This is a genomic window from Mesorhizobium sp. WSM4832 (genome assembly GCF_055811115.1).
Genome location: NZ_JBVVQH010000003.1, coordinates 105,326 through 122,018, shown reverse-complemented (window position 1 = coordinate 122,018; position 16,693 = coordinate 105,326). Strand labels below are relative to the sequence as shown.

13 protein-coding genes are annotated in these 16,693 nt (G+C 64.7%); 3 read left to right on the top strand and 10 right to left on the bottom strand.

Going from position 1 to position 16,693, the window contains the following annotated elements; translation table 11 throughout:
* Nucleotides 1-2 precede the first annotated feature (2 nt).
* Genes folK through folP form a run of 3 tightly spaced genes read right to left on the bottom strand, consistent with a single transcriptional unit; the run spans nt 3 to nt 1,718 of the window.
* On the bottom strand, nt 3-518 hold the full coding sequence (folK, locus tag AC0L2L_RS05790) for a 2-amino-4-hydroxy-6-hydroxymethyldihydropteridine diphosphokinase (protein ID WP_473576806.1): 516 nt from the start codon (nt 516-518) through the stop codon (nt 3-5).
* A complete protein-coding gene (gene folB / locus AC0L2L_RS05785; protein WP_027166337.1) occupies nt 502-861 on the bottom strand; it encodes a dihydroneopterin aldolase in 360 nt (119 codons plus the stop codon). The genes folK and folB overlap by 17 nt, the downstream gene beginning before the upstream one ends.
* A gap of 2 nt (nt 862-863) precedes the next feature.
* Entirely contained in the window at nt 864-1,718 is an 855-nt protein-coding gene (gene folP, locus AC0L2L_RS05780; RefSeq protein WP_473576804.1) for a dihydropteroate synthase, read from the bottom strand.
* A gap of 87 nt (nt 1,719-1,805) precedes the next feature.
* Between folP and AC0L2L_RS05775 the strand changes: the two genes are divergently transcribed.
* Nucleotides 1,806-2,423, top strand: coding sequence for a DUF922 domain-containing Zn-dependent protease (locus tag AC0L2L_RS05775; protein WP_473576802.1), 618 nt, complete (start codon nt 1,806-1,808; stop codon nt 2,421-2,423).
* A gap of 208 nt (nt 2,424-2,631) precedes the next feature.
* Nucleotides 2,632-4,107, top strand: a complete 1,476-nt coding sequence (locus AC0L2L_RS05770) for an MDR family MFS transporter (RefSeq protein ID WP_473576801.1) — start codon at nt 2,632-2,634, stop codon at nt 4,105-4,107.
* 5 nt (nt 4,108-4,112) lie between these two features.
* Here AC0L2L_RS05770 and AC0L2L_RS05765 read toward each other — a convergent pair whose 3' ends face one another.
* The 3 genes from AC0L2L_RS05765 to AC0L2L_RS05755 form a co-directional block, all read right to left on the bottom strand.
* Nucleotides 4,113-5,144 carry an NAD(P)/FAD-dependent oxidoreductase gene (locus AC0L2L_RS05765; RefSeq protein WP_473576800.1) on the bottom strand — a complete coding sequence of 344 codons (1,032 nt, stop codon included), beginning with the start codon at nt 5,142-5,144 and terminating at the stop codon, nt 4,113-4,115.
* Nucleotides 5,145-5,234: 90 nt separating this feature from the next.
* Nucleotides 5,235-5,555: a 2Fe-2S iron-sulfur cluster-binding protein gene (locus AC0L2L_RS05760; protein ID WP_473576799.1), complete on the bottom strand. Its 321-nt coding sequence runs from the start codon at nt 5,553-5,555 to the stop codon at nt 5,235-5,237.
* Nucleotides 5,556-5,656: 101 nt separating this feature from the next.
* Nucleotides 5,657-6,025, bottom strand: coding sequence for an Hpt domain-containing protein (locus tag AC0L2L_RS05755; protein ID WP_473576797.1), 369 nt, complete (start codon nt 6,023-6,025; stop codon nt 5,657-5,659).
* A gap of 289 nt (nt 6,026-6,314) precedes the next feature.
* Between AC0L2L_RS05755 and AC0L2L_RS05750 the strand changes: the two genes are divergently transcribed.
* The gene (locus tag AC0L2L_RS05750) at nt 6,315-12,407 is read left to right on the top strand and encodes a kinesin (RefSeq protein WP_473576796.1); all 6,093 of its coding nucleotides are present in this window, start codon (nt 6,315-6,317) and stop codon (nt 12,405-12,407) included.
* A gap of 190 nt (nt 12,408-12,597) precedes the next feature.
* On the opposite strand, the gene AC0L2L_RS05745 is transcribed toward AC0L2L_RS05750, so the two are convergent.
* Genes AC0L2L_RS05745 through AC0L2L_RS05730 form a run of 4 tightly spaced genes read right to left on the bottom strand, consistent with a single transcriptional unit; the run spans nt 12,598 to nt 16,678 of the window.
* A complete protein-coding gene (locus tag AC0L2L_RS05745) occupies nt 12,598-13,251 on the bottom strand; it encodes an ABC-type transport auxiliary lipoprotein family protein (protein WP_473576795.1) in 654 nt (217 codons plus the stop codon).
* Nucleotides 13,252-13,288: 37 nt separating this feature from the next.
* On the bottom strand, nt 13,289-14,662 hold the full coding sequence (locus tag AC0L2L_RS05740; RefSeq protein WP_473576794.1) for an MlaD family protein: 1,374 nt from the start codon (nt 14,660-14,662) through the stop codon (nt 13,289-13,291).
* Nucleotides 14,663-14,676: 14 nt separating this feature from the next.
* Nucleotides 14,677-15,489 carry an ABC transporter ATP-binding protein gene (locus tag AC0L2L_RS05735; protein ID WP_473576793.1) on the bottom strand — a complete coding sequence of 271 codons (813 nt, stop codon included), beginning with the start codon at nt 15,487-15,489 and terminating at the stop codon, nt 14,677-14,679.
* 1 nt (nt 15,490) lies between these two features.
* Nucleotides 15,491-16,678 carry an ABC transporter permease gene (locus tag AC0L2L_RS05730; RefSeq protein WP_027166348.1) on the bottom strand — a complete coding sequence of 396 codons (1,188 nt, stop codon included), beginning with the start codon at nt 16,676-16,678 and terminating at the stop codon, nt 15,491-15,493.
* Between the last annotated feature and the right edge of the window lie 15 nt (nt 16,679-16,693).

The window sequence follows — 16,693 nt, the reverse complement described above, 5'->3', positions numbered from 1 at the left end:
CTTTATCCCAGCCACCACTCCGGGCCGCCCGAAGACAGCCGCTCGATCCCCGAAGTATCGACAGCGCCGAGCCGCTCCGACACGCTCCTGCCGCTAACGACGAGATCAGGCGCGATCTCGGCCAGAGGCGCCAGCACGAAGGCGCGCTCCAGCATGCGCGGATGTGGCACTTCGAGCCCGGTCTCGTGGATCACCCGGTCGCCGAACACCAGGATGTCGATGTCGATCAGGCGCGGGCCCCAGCGCTCCTCGCGCACGCGTTTCAACTGCCTCTCGACGTCGAGGCAAAGGTCGAGCAGCGCGCGCGGCGAAAGCGTCGTCTCGATCGCTGCGGCGGCGTTGAGGAAATCGGGTTGGTCGAGCTTGCCCCAGGGCGGCGTGCGGTAGAGCGACGACACGGCGGTGACGCGCGTCCCGTCGTCGCCGTCCAGTATGCGCAACGCCGCGCCCATGGACTTCGCCGGGTCGCCGAGATTGCCGCCGAGGCTGAGGTAGACGGCGCTATTCTGGCCAGACAACGCTCACCTCGACATAATCGAGCACGCCGGGCACCGGGGCGTTCGGCTTGCGCACGGTGATCTCGGCCTTCCTGATTTGCGAAAACCGTGCCGTCAGCGCTTTCGCGACCTCCAGCGCCAACGCCTCGATCAGGAAGCGGCGATGTCCAGTCACGATCTTCTCGATGACCGCGAAGGCGACGCCATAATTGACGGTATCTTCAATGGAATCCTCCGTCAGAGGGCGGCTGGGTTCGACGGTCAACTCGGCATCGACATAGAAACGCTGGCCGAGCGTCTCCTCCTCGTCAAGCACGCCGTGGCGGGCGAAGAAGGCGCAATTCTTCATGCGGATGACGTACATGATCAGTGTCCGGGAGGAAGCTCGGTTTCGCGTGCAAGCATAGCATCGGTCAGCGCCAGCGCATCCACGTTGATTGCGACATCGTGGACGCGAAACAGGTCGGCTCCTTTCAAGCGCAAGATGACGCTGGTGGCCGCAGTGCCCGCTGCCCGCTCGCCAGGCTCGCGTCCGGTGGCGGTGCCGATGAAGCGTTTTCGCGATGTCCCTGCCATCAGCGGGTAGCCGAGCGCCTGAAGCTCGGAAAACCGCGCCATCAGGTCGAGGTTTTCCTCGGCCGTTTCCTTGGCGAAGCCGAAGCCGGCGTCGAGCACTATCTGATTGTCGGCGACATTGCCGGCGTGCGCGATCTCGAGGGATTTGCGCAAGAAAAGGAATTGGTCCTCGATCACGTCAGGCAATTTCCGCCGTTCGCGCCCGGTATGCATGATCACGAGCCCGGCGCCGGTGTCGGCGGCAACGCGCGCTATCCCCGGCTCGCGCTGAAGCCCCCAGACGTCGTTGACGATATGGGCGCCGGCGGCGACCGCCCGTCGCGCCGTATCCTCGCGATAGGTATCGACCGAGATCAGCGCCTCGCCGGAAGCGGCAAGCGCCGCGATGACCGGCAGCACGCGCGCCTGTTCTTCTTCTGATGTGATCGGGGCAAAACCCGGCCGTGTCGATTCCCCGCCGACGTCTATGACGGCGGCGCCCTCCTCCACCATGCGGCGCGCCTGTTCCAGCGCCTTCTCCGGTGCGATGAACAAACCGCCGTCGGAAAAACTGTCCGGCGTCACGTTGAGGATGCCGACGACGACCGCCTTCGGACCGAGGTCGAGATAGCGCCCATGCGCCAGCTGCCATCGCCTTGTCGTCATTGTCCATCAACCATGCGTGATCCGCGCGAAATCAATTCCGTTGCGCTGGCGACGGCCCTAAAGCAAGGTGCGTGAAGAGGCAATACGATGAACCGATCCCTGCTCTGCGCCCTGACGCTCGCCCTCACCGCTATGCCGGCGGGCGCGGCCAGCTTGGTGAAGACCTACAGCTATTTCAGCGTCGGCGGCCGCACGCTCGACGATATCCAGAACCAGCTCTCGAAAAACGGCCCCGAGGTGAAGAGCACCGGCTCGCGGCATCCGGGCGCCACGCAGATGGCCTTTACGACCCGCATCAGCTACGCGCAGAGCGCCCAGTCCTGCCGCATCGCCGACGCGGCCGTCACCTTGAAGGTCAAGGTGATCCTTCCCGAATGGCGGCGCCCGCGTAAATCCGATCCCGACGTCAGGCTATTCTGGGACACGCTCTCGGCGGACATCAAGCGGCACGAGGAGCGCCATGTCGAGATCGCCAAGAACCATGCGCGCCTGCTCGAGGATGCGCTGAAGGCCGCCCCTCCGCAACAGACTTGCGAGCAGGCAAAGGCGAAGGCCGCGGCGATCCAGGCGGCCGAGCTCGCCAGGCACGATCAGGACCAGGTGCGCTTCGACCGCGTCGAGAGCGTCAATTTCGAAAGCCGCATCCTCCGGCTGATGCGCTACCGGATGCTGCGCGTTGAAGCCGGCCAGCTGCCGCCGCCGTGACCTTAGGCAGGCGCCGCCCGAGGCCAATTTCGTCCAAGCATGGTGCCAGACCGGAAAAACTTTCGAGCGGCAGTCGAAATCGGCCTATATCGAACGACATATAGCGGGTTCGAAACACCCCGAACCCCTATCCAAGATGAGAAATGACAGGTGCGACCGGCCAAAGCCGTCTTGGCGCCTTGGGCATTAGCCATTGAAAGAATGACGCATGGACCAGACCGTCGAGACGATGGCGGCGAAAGCTCCGCCGATGAGCGAGAGCGAGAAGAACGCCATCATCGGCGGCGTGCTCTTGTCGATGCTGCTGGCGGCCCTTGACCAGACCATTGTCGCGCCGGCCCTGCCGACGATTGCGCATGCGCTCGGCCATGCCGAATATCTGCCGTGGATCGTCACCGGCTATCTTTTGACCGCGACCGCGATGGCGCCGCTCTACGGCAAGATTTCCGATGTCTATGGTCGCCGTCCCGTCATCTACGCCGCCATCCTCGTCTTTCTGCTCGGGTCGCTGGTCAGCGCGCTCGCCCCCAACATGCTGGTGCTGGTCATCGGCCGCGCCATCCAGGGCGCCGGTGGCGGCGGTCTCTTCGCGCTGGCCCAGACGGTCATCGGCGATCTCGTGCCGCCGCGCGAGCGCGCCCGCTATGCGGCCTGGATCTCCGGCACCTGGGCGGTTGCCAGCGTCGCCGGCCCGCTGCTCGGCGGCGTGTTTGCCGAGCACCTGCACTGGTCGCTGATCTTCTGGATCAACCTGCCGATCGGCATCCTGGCCATGGCCATCATCAACAACCCGCTGAGGAAGCTGCCAATCGCGGCCAAGCATCACCGCATCGACGGCTTGGGGGCCGTGCTTCTGGTCATCGCCACCACGCTGCTGCTTCTGGCGCTGAGCTGGGGCGGCAGCACCTATCCCTGGTTCTCCCGCGAAATCCTGGGACTGGTGGCCTGCTCGGCCGTGTTCTGGGCCTTTTTCGCGCTGAGGCTGCTAAGGGCGGCGGAGCCTTTGATCTCGCTCGAAGTGTTGGGCAACCCGATCGTGCTCACCGGCACAATGTCGATGTTTCTGCTGCAGGCCGCGAACATCGGCGCCTCCGTCTATCTGCCGGTCTACCTGCAGTCGGTCGTCGGGCTTTCGGTGAGCGAATCCGGCACGGCCATGCTGGGCCTCCTGCTTGGCACGGTTGCCGGCGCCACCTTCAGCGGCCGCATGATCCCGCGCTTCGTCCACTACAAGCGCATCGCCATGGTCGGCGTCGGCCTGGCTATCGTCTGCATTGGCGTGCTCAGTGCCATTGCGGGACACGCCTCGCTGCTCGAGGTAGAGATCCTGACCACCCTGATCGGCCTGGGCAGTGGCACGACATTCCCGGTCGCCACCGTCTCTGTCCAGAACGCCGTCGATCGCGCGCATCTCGGCGTCGCGACCGGCGTTCTGACCTTCCTGCGCACGCTGGGAGGCGCGCTCGGTGTCGCCATGCTCGGCGCGGTCGCGCTCGGCTACGGCCTGCCGCTCTCCGCTGAGGGCTCGCAGACGCATGTCCAGCTGACATCGGCGTTGCCGTTCGTGATGATCTTCGTCGCCGCAGGCATAACGCTCGTTCTGGCGCTTATCGTGCTCTTCCTGATGCCGGAAAAGCAACTGCGCGGCCGCGACGAGCATGCTACGCCCGTGCTTGCCGAATAATCCCCTCAGTCGTGCACGCCGAGCTTCTTCTGCAAGCTGGTCGACGAGGTCGTGTACTGGAAGACGATGCGCTCGCCCGGGCTGACGATGCGCTTGGCGGCCTGCGCCATCAGCGCCACCTCGTGGAAGCCTGACAGGATCAGCTTGAGCTTGCCGGGGTACCAGTTGATGTCGCCGACGGCAAAGATCCCCGGGATCGACGTCTGAAACTTCTCGGTATCCACCGGGATCAGGTTCTCGTGCAGGTTAAGGCCCCATTCGGCGATCGGCCCGAGCTTCATGGTGAGGCCGAAGAACGGCAGCATGCGGGTGCACGGCACCTCGACGTCGCCGTCAGGGCCGCCTTTGATGGTCGCCGAAGACAGCTGGCCGTCGGCGCCGGCAAGGCCGCTCACCTGGCCGACCAGGAATTCGAGCTGCTTCATCTCCTGCATGGCATACATCTTGTTGACGCTGTCGGGCGCGGCCCGGAATTCCGGCCGGCGATGGACCAGCGTCACGCTTTTGGCGATCGGCTGCAGGTTGAGCGTCCAGTCGAGCGCCGAATCGCCACCGCCGACAATGACGAGATCGTGGCCGCGGAATTCCTCCATCCGCCGGACGGAATAAAAGACGCTCTTGCCCTCGTAGTTCTCGATGCCCGGAATCGGCGGGCGCTTGGGCTGGAACGAACCGCCGCCGGCGGCGATCAGCACCACCTTGGCCTCGAACAGCTCGCCCTCGTCGGTCGCGACACGGAAACTGCCGTCCTCCAGCTTTTCAAGGCTCGAGACCATGCGGTTGAAGGTGAAGTCCGGCTTGAACGGATGGATCTGCTCCATCAGCTTGTCGACAAGGCCCTGGGCCGAGATCGTAGGCCAGCCCGGAATGTCGTAGATCGGCTTTTCCGGGTACAGCTCGGCGCACTGGCCGCCAGGACGGTCGAGAATGTCGATGAGATGGCACTTCATGTCCAGCAGGCCAAGCTCGAACACGGCGAATAGGCCGATCGGCCCCGCCCCGACAATGAGAACGTCCGTCTTGATGGTCTCGCTCATGCGCTGCGCCCCATTGGGAAATGGTGCGACACTGCATGAGCTGTCGGCTGCTGCCAAGCAGCCAGCGTGAAAGAAATTGGAAAGTCGGCTTTAGCCCTGGCGTTCGGGGACGCGGACGACCAGGCCGTCGAGCGCGTCGCGGACCTTGATCTGGCAGGAGAGGCGCGAATTCGGCCGCACTTCATAGGCGAAGTCCAGCATGTCCTCCTCCATCGCCTCCGGCTCGCCGACCTCGGCCGTCCAGGCCTCGTCGACATAGACATGGCACGTCGCGCAGGCACAGGCGCCGCCGCATTCGGCTTCGATGCCGGGAACCGCGTTGCGGATCGCGTTCTCCATGACCGTCGAGCCGTTTTCGGCCTCCACGTCAAATCGGGTCCCGTCATGGGCGATGTAAGTCAGCTTGGTCATTAAGTCACCTGAGGAGTCGCAGCCGAGATAATCACTCCACCGGACAAGTCAACTGCGGCGCGAAAGCGCCACGAAATGACGTTTTTCAAAAAGGTGGGATGCTAGCGGCTGATGCCGGCGATGAAGTCGCGCACTTCCTCGATCAGCGTGCTGAGCGTCTTGAGCGCGCGAACGTCTTCCGGCTGCTTTTCGATGATCGCCGCGCATTCAGCGACCGCAAAGGCGCCGATGCCGCGGGCCGAGCCCTTCAAGCCATGTGCCAGGAGCACTCTTTGCTTGGCGTCAGCGTCCGCGATCTGATCGCGAACGGTGAGCGACTGGTGCACGAACAGCGCCAGCACTTCCCGTTCGAGGTCGCGATCACCCATGGTCTGACGTGCCAGATGGCCGAGATCCACAGGTCGGGCTCGGGCCGTTCCGGAGGCGTCACCCCCCGGCATGGAAAACGCAATACCACTTTCGCCACGCATACGCACTGCAACTCCATCAAGCGGGCAGACGAGCCCAGGAAAATAGGCGATTCCAGTCGCCAACCGGTTAACGATTGCAAAGGAAAAATGTTGTCACAGAGGCAACCGGATCACGCTTGCGTTAACCTTATATTTAAAGTTTTACGTATCGCCCGGAATGCATGTTTTCTTTACCCCAGTGTGTCATTACGATACGAAGGTCCATTTTTCAGCCTCCTGCCCGGATCGACAAGCCAGAATCAGGCCAAAATCATAAGTCCCGCGGCAGCTAGTACAGGGTAGCGAAGGCATGGCTAAGAAACCAACGACGACGAAGTCTCTCGAGAATGACGTGGCCGCGGAGCTGGAAAAGGCGCTTGACCTTGACCTTAACGGCGACGACGGCGGCCTCGACATGGCGGCGTCGATGGAGGATCTTGAAGCGCAGATCTCGGCGGCGGCCGACGAGCTGGCGCGCGAGGGCCGTAGCCAAAGGACGGAGCCGGCAAACAACGCTCAGGCACCCGCGGCCAAGCCGGCCGAATTGCGTCCTATCGAGTCGCGCAATGCCCAGCAGCCGGCCGGCTTCACGCCCGCTGCCGGCTTCACGCCCGCCAATGACGACCGCCAGAAAGACTACAAGACGCTGTTGCACAGCCTCAACCGCCGCGCATCGAGCACCGTCTACTGGGTGATAGCCTTTGTCTCGCTGGCCTGGATCGCCGGCGCCGGCGGACTGGCCAACGTCCTGTTCGGCCCGGGCATCTGGAATATCCGCACCTTCGACCAGTTCTTCGCCCGTCCCGAACTGATCGGCCTGGCAGTTGCCGCGATCGTTCCGGTGATCCTGTTCTGGGCGTTCGCCGCCATGATCCGGCGCGCGCAGGAAATGCGCATCGCCGCGCAGTCCATGACCGAGGTCGCCTTCCGCCTGGCTGAGCCCGAAAACCTCGCCCAGGATCGCGTCATGATGATCGGCCAGGCCGTTCGCCGCGAGGTGGCGGCCATGGGCGAAGGCATCGAGCGGACCTTGGCCCGCGCGGTTGAGCTCGAAACGCTCGTCCACGGCGAAGTCAGCCAGATCGAACGCTCCTATTCCGAAAACGAGGCCCGTATCCGTTCGCTGGTCGACGGTCTCGGCAGCGAGCGCGAAGCGGTCGTCACGCATGCCGAGCGCGTGCGCGCCTCCATCGCGAGCGCTCACGAGACGCTGCGCGACGAGATCGGCTCGGCCAGCGACATCATCCGCGACTCCATCCTCAACGCGTCGACCAAGCTGTCGATGACGATCAACAATTCCGGCGATACGCTGATCGATCGCATCAATGAAAGCTCGACGTCGATCTTCGATTCCGTCGAATCGCGCCTGGACAACATCACCGACCGGCTTTCGACCTCCGGCGAGGCTTTCGCCAGCCTGCTCGACACCCGTATCGCCAAGCTGACCGACACCACGGACGGCCTTACCCGCTCGCTGACCGACCTGCTCGACGACCGCACCAACGGCATGGTCTCGCTGCTCGGCGGCGCAGCGCGCACCTTGAGCTCCGAATTCGAGACGAGCCTCGACGGCATCGAACGGACGCTGGCCGAACGCGGTCAGGCGCTGATCAGCGAATTCCAGACCCGCGCCGAGGCGCTCGACACCGGTACGCAGAAGCTCAACGCCGCCCTCGAAGCGCGTGCCCGCCAGATCAACGAGACGCTGGTCGAGCGCGCCCGCGAGATCGCGCACACCTTCGCCGAAAGCAAGGACCAGCTGTCGTCGATGATCGACCAGGGCAAGACGCAGATCGGCGCCGATATGGCGGACATCATCTCGTCGACCTCCTCCATGCTCGAGGCCCGGGCCACCGACTTCGCCGGGCGCATGGAAGCGGCTCGGCATGTTGTGTCGCGCTCGTTCGATTCCGATATCCAGCGGCTGGCCGATGCCCGTGTCGGCATCGAGGAAGCCGTCGAGAACCACAGCCGCAAGCTTTCGGAAAGCAGCGAACGTATGGCAGCCGCCATGCAGGCGGACCTGGCGAAATTCGCCGAGGGCCGCGTGGCGATCGATGCCGCCGTCACCGACCAGGTGCAGAAGCTGACGGAAGGCCGCGGCCTGATCTCGCGCGCGCTGGAAGAAGACCTGCGCAAGGTGAACGAGTCGCGCGCCGCCATCGATGCTTCGCTGGGCAGCCATCTGGAGCAGCTCGAAGAAGGCCGCAACCGTCTGTCCCAGGCCTTGAACGAAGACTCCGGCAGACTTGTCCAAGCCCGTACAATGATTGACGAAATGGTCGCTGGCCATGTCGGGAAGTTGGCCGAAGGCCGCAACATTCTGGCGCGCGCCCTGGAAGCCGACCTCGGCAAGCTGGCCGACAGCCGCGCCGAGGTCGATAGCCTTGTCGCCGGTCAGGTCGAGAAGATCGCCGAAGGCCGCGCCGTGCTTGCCAAGGCGCTCGAAACCGATATCGTCGGCATCAGGAACCTGGTCGAGACACACTCGACCAAGCTCGCCGAGGACCGCGGCGAACTCAGCCGCGCGCTCGAGAGCGATCTGAGCGGCATCCGCGGCCTGATCGACAGCCATGCCGACAAGCTCGCCGAGGACCGCAGCCTGCTGTCGCAGACGCTGGAAGCCGACCTCGCCAAGCTCGCCGACAGCCGAGCCTCGATCGACGGGCTGGTCGCCGGCCAGGTGGAGAAGCTCGCCGAGGGCCGCGATATCCTCAAGCGCGCCCTTGAGGCCGATCTCAACACCATCAAGGGTGCCATTGCGGGACACTCCGACAAGCTGCAGGAGGATCGCGCGCAGCTTTCGAAGGCTCTCGACGCCGACCTGCAGACGGTCAGCGGCGCTATCGCCGACCATCAGAACAGGCTCGTTCAGGACCGTTCGGTGCTGTCGAAGTCGCTGGAAGACGACCTCGCCAAGCTGGCGGAGAGCCGCTCCAGCATCGACGGGCTGGTCGCCGGCCAGGTCGAAAAGCTCGCCGAGGGCCGCGACATCCTCAAGCGGGCGCTGGAAGCCGACCTCAACACCATCCAGAGCGCGATCGTCGATCATTCGCAGAAGATCACCGACCAGCGCGCCGAGCTTTCGCGCACCCTTGACGCCGATATGGCCAATGCCAGCGGCCTCATGCAGACCCATGCCGACCAGCTGTCGCAAAACCGTTCGACGCTGTCCAAGGCGCTCGAAGACGACCTCGCCAAGCTCGCCGAGAGCCGTGCCTCGATCGATGGTCTGGTATCCGGCCAGGTCGAGAAGCTCGCCGAAGGCCGTGACATCCTCACGCGCGCTCTTGAAGCCGACCTTGCCAAGCTGGCCGAGGGCCGTGCCTCGATCGATGGCCTGGTGTCCGGCCAGGTCGAGAAGCTCGCCGAAGGCCGCGATATCCTCAAGCGAGCTCTTGAAGCGGACCTTCAGAGATTGAGGGAAAGCCGCTCGGAGATCGACGACGTCATCGCCGGTCATGTTGGCAAGCTGTCCGAAGGCCGCGACATGCTGGCCAGGGCCCTGGAGGACGATCTCGTCAAGCTCGCCGATGCGCGCAAGGACGTCGACCGTTCGGTTTCCGGGCATATCGACCAGATCGCCGCCAGGAGCGGCGACATCTCGGCGGCGATTGCCGCCGACGTCGAGAAGATCGAGCAGGCCTTCAGCCGGCAGACCGGCGTCATCGAGGAGCGCGCCGGCACCATGGAACGCGCGCTGTCGACCGGTGTCGATAATGTGCGCGGCGTGCTGGAGAAGACCGCGGTCTTCGTGGCCGGAGCGCTGCGCGACAAGGTCATGGAAATCACCAGCACCCTGCATGAGCAGGCCGGTGCTGCCTTCAGCGACGCCGATCGCAAGATCGCCGATCGCGCCGAGCAGACGTCCGCCGCGCTGCTTTCCAGAGCCGAGGATATCGCGCAGGCCTTCGAGGCAGCGGACCGCCGCCTGCACGAACGCGCCCAGGATACGTCCAACATGCTGATGGCGCGCGCCGACGATGCGTCGAACTCGCTCATGGCCCGCGCCGAGGAAACCGCAGACAAGCTGGCCAGCCGCGCCGGCGAGATCGCCAACACCTTCGACGCCGCCGACCAGAAGCTGGTTGCCCGCGCCGTCGAAACGGCGCAGTCGCTTGCCGCGCGCGCAGGCGACATCCTGCGCAACTTCGAGGGCGCCGACGAGCGGCTCGCGATGCGTATCAGCGAATCCGCCGAAGCACTGGCCGCTCGCGCCTCCGATCTCGGCCGCATCTTCGACGGCGCCGACCAGCAGCTCATGTCGCGGATTGCCGAAGGCTCGGAAGCGCTTTCCGCCCGCGCCGGCGAAATCGGCCGCATCTTCGACGACGCCGACAACCGCCTGGTGTCGCGCATCGCCTCGAGCAGCTCGACCATCGGCGAGCATGCCGACACGATCGTCGGCGCCTTCGCCGCCACCGAGCAGCGTGTCGCCGACCGCGCCCGCCAGACCGGCCAGGAGCTTGCCGTGCATGCCCGCGAGATCGAGCAGGCGCTGGCCGGCGCCGACGAGCGGCTTGCCGCGAGCGCCGCCGCCGCCGCTGCCCGTGTCGAGGACCAGGTCGCGAGCGTGGAAAACCGTCTCTCCTATAGCGCTGAAACGATGGGCCAGAAGCTCAACGAGCAGGTCTCCAGCGCCGAGGCCCAGCTCATCTCGCGTGCCAATGTCATCGCCGAGACCTTCACGGCGGTCGGCCAGCATATCGGCCAGAGCACCAACGAGGCGGCGCGCACCATCGGCTCGAACACCCGAGAGCTCAACACCATGCTGGCCGCGCGTTCGGCCGAAATGGCGAAGATCCTCGACGAGACGGCCAAGCCGCTGGTCGAGCGCTTTGCCCAGGGCGGCTCGGAGCTGCAACGCAGCATGGAAGAGGTCACCGAGCGGGCGACCGAAAAGCTGCGCAGCGAAAACGCGGCCCTCGTCAACGCGCTGGCCGGCCGCACCGCCGAGACGCTTTCCGCCGTCGAAGGCGCGCGCTCGTCGCTTGCCGACAGCGTGGCCGACCTCATCGGCCGCATGACGACCTCCAGCGCGCAGCTCGGCCAGCTCATCGAGCAGGCCGCCGTCAACCTCGGCCAGGTCGAGGAACGGCTCTCCGGCAGCACGCAGAGCTTCGCCACGACCACGGAGAAGGCCGCGCAGACCTTCGCCAGCTCCGCACGTCTGGTCGATTCCAACACAACGCGGCTCACCGACCTCTCCTCGGCGACGCTGCGCGAGGTGGCCTCGATCGCAACCAAGTTCGACGAACACAGCCGGCTGCTCTCCAGCGCCTCGAATCTGCTCAGCTCCGCGCAGAGCAATCTGGAGCACACGCTGGAGCGTCAGACCTCGCTGGAGGACCTCGCCGTCGGCCTGGTCAAGAAGTCGGAAGACCTCGAGAAGGTGATGCGCTCCTTCGAGAATCTCGTCGGGCAGACGATGCAGACCGCGGAGGGCCGCACGATGGAGTCGGCGGAAAAGATCCGCACCGCCATCGCCGATGTCGTCGATTCGGCAACGCGCCGCTTTGCCGACGCGACCGAAGAAATGCGCCGCACCGCCAGTTCCATCAAGAGCGAGCTCGACCTCACCCGCGCCGAACTGAAGAAGGGCGTCATCGAGATGCCGGAGGAGGCCAAGGAATCGACTTCGGCCATCCGCCGCGCCGTCTCCGAACAGATCAATGCGCTCAAGGAACTGTCGGATATCGTTGCGAAATCCGGTCGCAGCGGCAGCAGCGAGCAGGGTGAGCCCCGCGGCCTGCGCCCTGCTCCGCAGGCGCCGGCCCGTGCCGCCGAACCGCCGCTGCGCCGGCCGCCGGCCCCGCAGCCGCAGTCGCAGCCGCAACCAACGGCTCGCGCTCCGCAGGCGCCGCTCGCCGAGACCACGTTGCGCGGCACGCTCGATCTGGAACGTCCCGCCGAGGCGCCGCGCCGCGAACCGAACGGCAAGACGCAGCAGGGCGGCTGGGTGCGCGACCTGCTGACCAACGCCTCGCGTGAGGAAGAGCTGCGGCCGGCGGCGCCGGTGGAAGCGCCGCGGGCGACGCCTGCCCAGCGCTCGCCGCTGCATGTCATGGAGTCGCTCAACTCGCTCTCCGTCGACATCGCCCGCGCCATCGACCATGACGCCTCGATCGAGCTCTGGAATCGCTACCGGCGCGGCGAGCGCGACGTGTTCACGCGTCGCCTCTACACGCTGAAGGGCCAGCAGACTTTCGACGAGATCCGTCGCAAGTATCAGGCCGAGGCGGAATTCCGCGCCGCGGTCGACCGTTACTGCGACGACTTCGAGAAGCTGCTCAAGGATGTCTCGCGCAACGACCGCGAGAACATCATGGCGCAGACCTACCTGACGTCGGATACCGGCAAGGTCTACACCATGCTGGCCCACGCCAGCGGCCGGTTGCAGTAACGCACAGCGGATCGAGGACACGAAAAAGGCGGGCCGAAAGCCCGCCTTTTTCGTGTCCGTGATTTGTCGGCATAATGCATGTCGCCCAGAAGTGTGCTGCGGTTCTGGGACAACGACATGCATTGAAACAAAGACTTAAAAGCGCGTCGCCTGAATCCGTTTCAGCGCAACGCGCTTTAGCCGAGTTCGCTCAGATCGTTGAATCCGTCCAGCGGACGATGTCCCTGGCCGCCTCGCCGAAGGCGTCGTCCAGCGCACTGACATAGGCGGGATTGCCGTTGCCGGAAACCGGCGCGCTCGCTGTGAAGTTCTTGGAGGCGCGCACCTCGCCGTTGCGGTCGTTGAGGATGCGCACGAACAGGTCGACATCGGCATGCTCGCCGCCATTGACGCGCACCTCGAAGGAGCGCACCTCGACGATGATCTGGTAGTCGATCGCCAGCCCCTCGCCCGGCTTGCCGACGCCGGCAAAGCTGCCGGAGCGCTGGAACGTCTCGGCCAGTCTCGCCTGCACGATCAGCGGCAGCCGGTCCGCCCATTGCGCGCCCTTCAGGAACTGGATGGACTGGTCCGACGGCCTGATGACGATGTTCTGGCTGTCCAGCGCCTTGAGCGCCGCCGGCTGGGCGATCAGGATCTGGCGACGGCTGTGCGCACGCACGTCGACCGACGGCGCGGACAATTCAAACGTGTCGAGCGGCGCCGGCTTGCCGCCCAGGGCCGCGCAACCGGCAACCGTAAGCACCAGCAGCACCGCCGCGGACGATCTCAAACTACCCGCCACCACCCTGACCGACTTCACGCGTGATCCCCGTTGTCCCCGGATCTTACGATCAACCCGCATTTGCGGTTCATTTTCTTGACGGTCGCGGCGGCCGAAGTCAACGCCGCGCCCTTCCGTCGAACTGTCTGACCTCGCCTTCGCCGCCCGAGAGAATGCGCTGCGGATTGCGGCTGAGGTCGGTCACCGCCTCCTCGATGCGGTTGATCGAGCGCCGGCTATCCTGCACCAGCGCTTCCACATTCTGCAGCCCCGAGCCGGAGAAGCGCGACAGATTGTCGACGATGGTGCCGAGGCGAGAGTTCAGCGTGTCGGCGACCTGCTTGAAGGATTTCAGCGTCGCCCTGGCATCGGCCATCACGCCGTTGGCCTCGCCGGAACCGAGCAGCTTGTCGACCTTGGCCAGGATGCCGTCGACGCGCACCGAGGCATCGTTCAGGCGTTGCGCGAGCTGATGGGCGTCCTTGATGGTCTCATTGATGTCGTCGGAACGGTTGGCGATCTTGTCGGTGACCTTGGCGATGTCCGAGGCTGCCTTGTCGGCATTGGCGCTCGCCTTCTGGATGTTGGCCAAAGCGGCCTTGACATCGGCCGGATCGATGCCGTCGAGCACGCCGTTGACCTTTGCCAATGTCCCTTGCGTCTGCTTGGCGAAATCGTTGATCGAGCCGACCGCGGTGTTGACGTTGTCGATGACGGTATCGAACTGCTTGCTGGTCTCTTTGAGGTTCGTCGTCACCGTGTCGACATTGGCCACGATGCTCTTGATCTGGTCCTTGTCGACGGAATTGAGCAGGCCTTCGGCGGCCTTCAGCGTGCTGTCGAGCCGGCCCGAGACGTTCTTCAGCTGGTCCGAAAGCGAGCTTACCGCCGACAGGAACTTGTCGATGCCATCGGAATTCTTGGCCAGCGCGTCCGAGAAGGTCTCGACGTTCTTGACCGTATTCGTCAGCGGACCGCGAACGTCCTTGGTGAAACCTTCGAGATCGCTGAGCACCTTGTCGGCGCGGGTAAAGATATTCTGGGCCGTCTGCAGAAGGTTGGTGACCGCGGACGGATTGGCGACGATTTCGGCGACCTTGCCTTCCTTCTCCGCTTCGTCGAGGAGCCGGGTTTCCTTCGGGTCGGCGCCCTTGAGCTCGATATTGGCCTGGCCGCTGAGGCCGGTTAGTCCGATATCGGCCTGCGTCGACTTGGTGATCGGCGTCCAGCGGGCGATCTCGGTGTCGGCGATGGCGACGGTCGGATCGTCGCCGTCGATATAGACGTTTTTCACGTCACCCACCCTGACGCCGTTGAACAGCACCAGGCTGCCGCGGCTGAGCCCGGAAGCCGAACCTGGAATGCGCACGCGCAGCATCGCGGTTTCGCCCCTGTCGCCGATCGCGGCCGTCCAATAGACAAAGGCGAAGGCCGCCAGGATCGCGCCCAGCGTGAAGATGCCGACAATTACGTAGTTGGCTCTTGTTTCCATCGCCCCACTTATGGCTATGCGCGCGCCGCAAGATCAAGTTGCCGGGCGCGTTTTCCGCGGAAATACGATTTCACCCACGGCTCATCGCTCTTCAGCATGTCGTCGATCGTGCCTTCGACCAGCACCTTCTTCTTGCCGAGCACCGCCACGTGGTCGCAGGCGGTGAACAGCGTGTCGAGATCGTGCGTGACCATGTAGACGGTCAGGTCCATCGTGTCGCGCAGCTTGACGACCAGCTCGTCGAATTCGGCGGCGCTGATCGGATCGAGCCCGGAAGTCGGCTCGTCGAGAAAGACGATGTCGGGATCGAGTGCCAAGGCGCGCGCCAGCGCCGCCCGCTTGATCATGCCGCCGGAAAGCTCGGAGGGAAATTTCTGCGCCGCGTCGGGCGGCAGCCCGACCAGCTCGATCTTGAGCATGGCAAGCTCGTCCATCAGCGCCTTGGGCAGGTCGAGATATTCGCGCATCGGCACCTGCACATTCTCCAGCACCGTCAGCGCCGAAAACAGCGCGCCATGCTGGAAAAGCACGCCAAGCCGCATATCGATGCGCAGGCGATCGGCGTCGCTTGCCTTGTCGACGTCGACGCCGAACAGGCTGATCGTACCCGATTGCTTCGGCATCAGCCCCAGTATGGTGCGCAACAGCACCGATTTGCCGGCGCCCGAGGCGCCGACGAAGCCAAGGATTTCTCCGCGCTTGATGTCGAGCGAAAGCTTGTCGAGGATCAGCTTGTCGTCGATTGCCACGGTGACATTGCGAACCGAAAGCACTATCTCGTCGTCATTCGCATGCTCCGCTGCCGCCACGCCGTTGCCGTTCGCCATCTCAGAACCCGATCGCTGCGTAGAACATGGCGAAAAGCCCGTCGAGGATGATGACGACGAAGATCGACTTCACCACCGAAGCGGTGACGTGCAGGCCGAGCGATTCGGCGCTGCCGCCAACTTTCATGCCCTCGACGGACGCGATGATGCCGATGATCAAGGCCATGAACGGCGCCTTGATCAGCCCGGCAAAGATGGTGCTGAGATCGATGGCGACGCGCAGCCTGTCGATAAACGCTGCCGGAGGGATGTCGGAATAGAGCCAGGCGGCGACGATGCCGCCGCCAAGCGCGGCAAAATTGGCGATGATGGTGAGGCAGGGCAGCCCGATCACCAGGGCGACGAGCCGCGGAAAGACCAGCACGCCGATCGGATTGAGGCCGATCACCTTCAGCGCGTCGACTTCCTCGCGCATTTTCATCGAGCCGATCTCGGCCGTGATCGCGCTGCCGGAGCGTCCGGCGAGCATGATCGCCGTCATCAGCACGCCGAGCTCGCGCAGGATCAGCACGCCGACGAGGTCGACGACGAAAATGTTGGCCCCGAAATAGCTGAGCTGATAGGCGCCCTGCTGGGCAACGATGGCGCCGACGATGGCCGACATCAGCACCACCACCGGTATCGCGCCGACGCCCATGCGATCGATCTGGTTGAAGATCGCGGCCGGGTTGACCGCGTGCCCACGGCCGAGCTTCATCTGCGCGCCGCGGATCGTGGCGCCGAGGATGTTCATCGAGGCGAAGAAATCGTCGCGCATCTCGTAGACCTGCCGGCCGACCAGCTCCAGCGCGCGCAGGATGATGTTGGGCGGCCCGGACGGGCCCGGTTCAGGCTCGCGGCGGACCGCGTCGCCGACGGCGCCGAGCAGGATCGAAGCGATCTCGCTCTGCCCCTGCAAATGGACCTCGACGCCTTTCTTCTCGAAGGCGCTGGCCAGCCGGTCGATCAGCCAGGCACCGGCGGTGTCCATCTTCTCGACATGGGAAAGGTCGAGCATCAGCTGTTTTGCGCCGCTTCTCTGCTCGATCTTGCGCATGTCGGCATCGACCAGCGCGACGGTGCGCGTCGTCCACACGCCGGAAAAGGCGCAGCCCAGCACACCGCCTTCCTCGCCCACCGCAATGCGTGGCCGGTGCTCGGCGTCCCTGGCGGCCCCGCCGCTTGCGTCGCGTTTGCGGATGGTCAACATGGCGTCCTGTTTAGC

Coding starts and splice junctions, on each gene's coding strand:
- AC0L2L_RS05745 (WP_473576795.1), bottom strand. CDS start 13,251: ATGCGGGTTGATCGTAAGATCCGGGGACAACGGGGATCACGCGTGAAG.
- AC0L2L_RS05735 (WP_473576793.1), bottom strand. CDS start 15,489: ATGGCGAACGGCAACGGCGTGGCGGCAGCGGAGCATGCGAATGACGAC.
- AC0L2L_RS05760 (WP_473576799.1), bottom strand. CDS start 5,555: ATGACCAAGCTGACTTACATCGCCCATGACGGGACCCGATTTGACGTG.
- AC0L2L_RS05755 (WP_473576797.1), bottom strand. CDS start 6,025: ATGCGTGGCGAAAGTGGTATTGCGTTTTCCATGCCGGGGGGTGACGCC.
- AC0L2L_RS05775 (WP_473576802.1), top strand. CDS start 1,806: ATGAACCGATCCCTGCTCTGCGCCCTGACGCTCGCCCTCACCGCTATG.
- AC0L2L_RS05740 (WP_473576794.1), bottom strand. CDS start 14,662: ATGGAAACAAGAGCCAACTACGTAATTGTCGGCATCTTCACGCTGGGC.
- AC0L2L_RS05765 (WP_473576800.1), bottom strand. CDS start 5,144: ATGAGCGAGACCATCAAGACGGACGTTCTCATTGTCGGGGCGGGGCCG.
- AC0L2L_RS05750 (WP_473576796.1), top strand. CDS start 6,315: ATGGCTAAGAAACCAACGACGACGAAGTCTCTCGAGAATGACGTGGCC.
- AC0L2L_RS05770 (WP_473576801.1), top strand. CDS start 2,632: ATGGACCAGACCGTCGAGACGATGGCGGCGAAAGCTCCGCCGATGAGC.
- folP (WP_473576804.1), bottom strand. CDS start 1,718: ATGACGACAAGGCGATGGCAGCTGGCGCATGGGCGCTATCTCGACCTC.
- AC0L2L_RS05730 (WP_027166348.1), bottom strand. CDS start 16,678: ATGTTGACCATCCGCAAACGCGACGCAAGCGGCGGGGCCGCCAGGGAC.
- folB (WP_027166337.1), bottom strand. CDS start 861: ATGTACGTCATCCGCATGAAGAATTGCGCCTTCTTCGCCCGCCACGGC.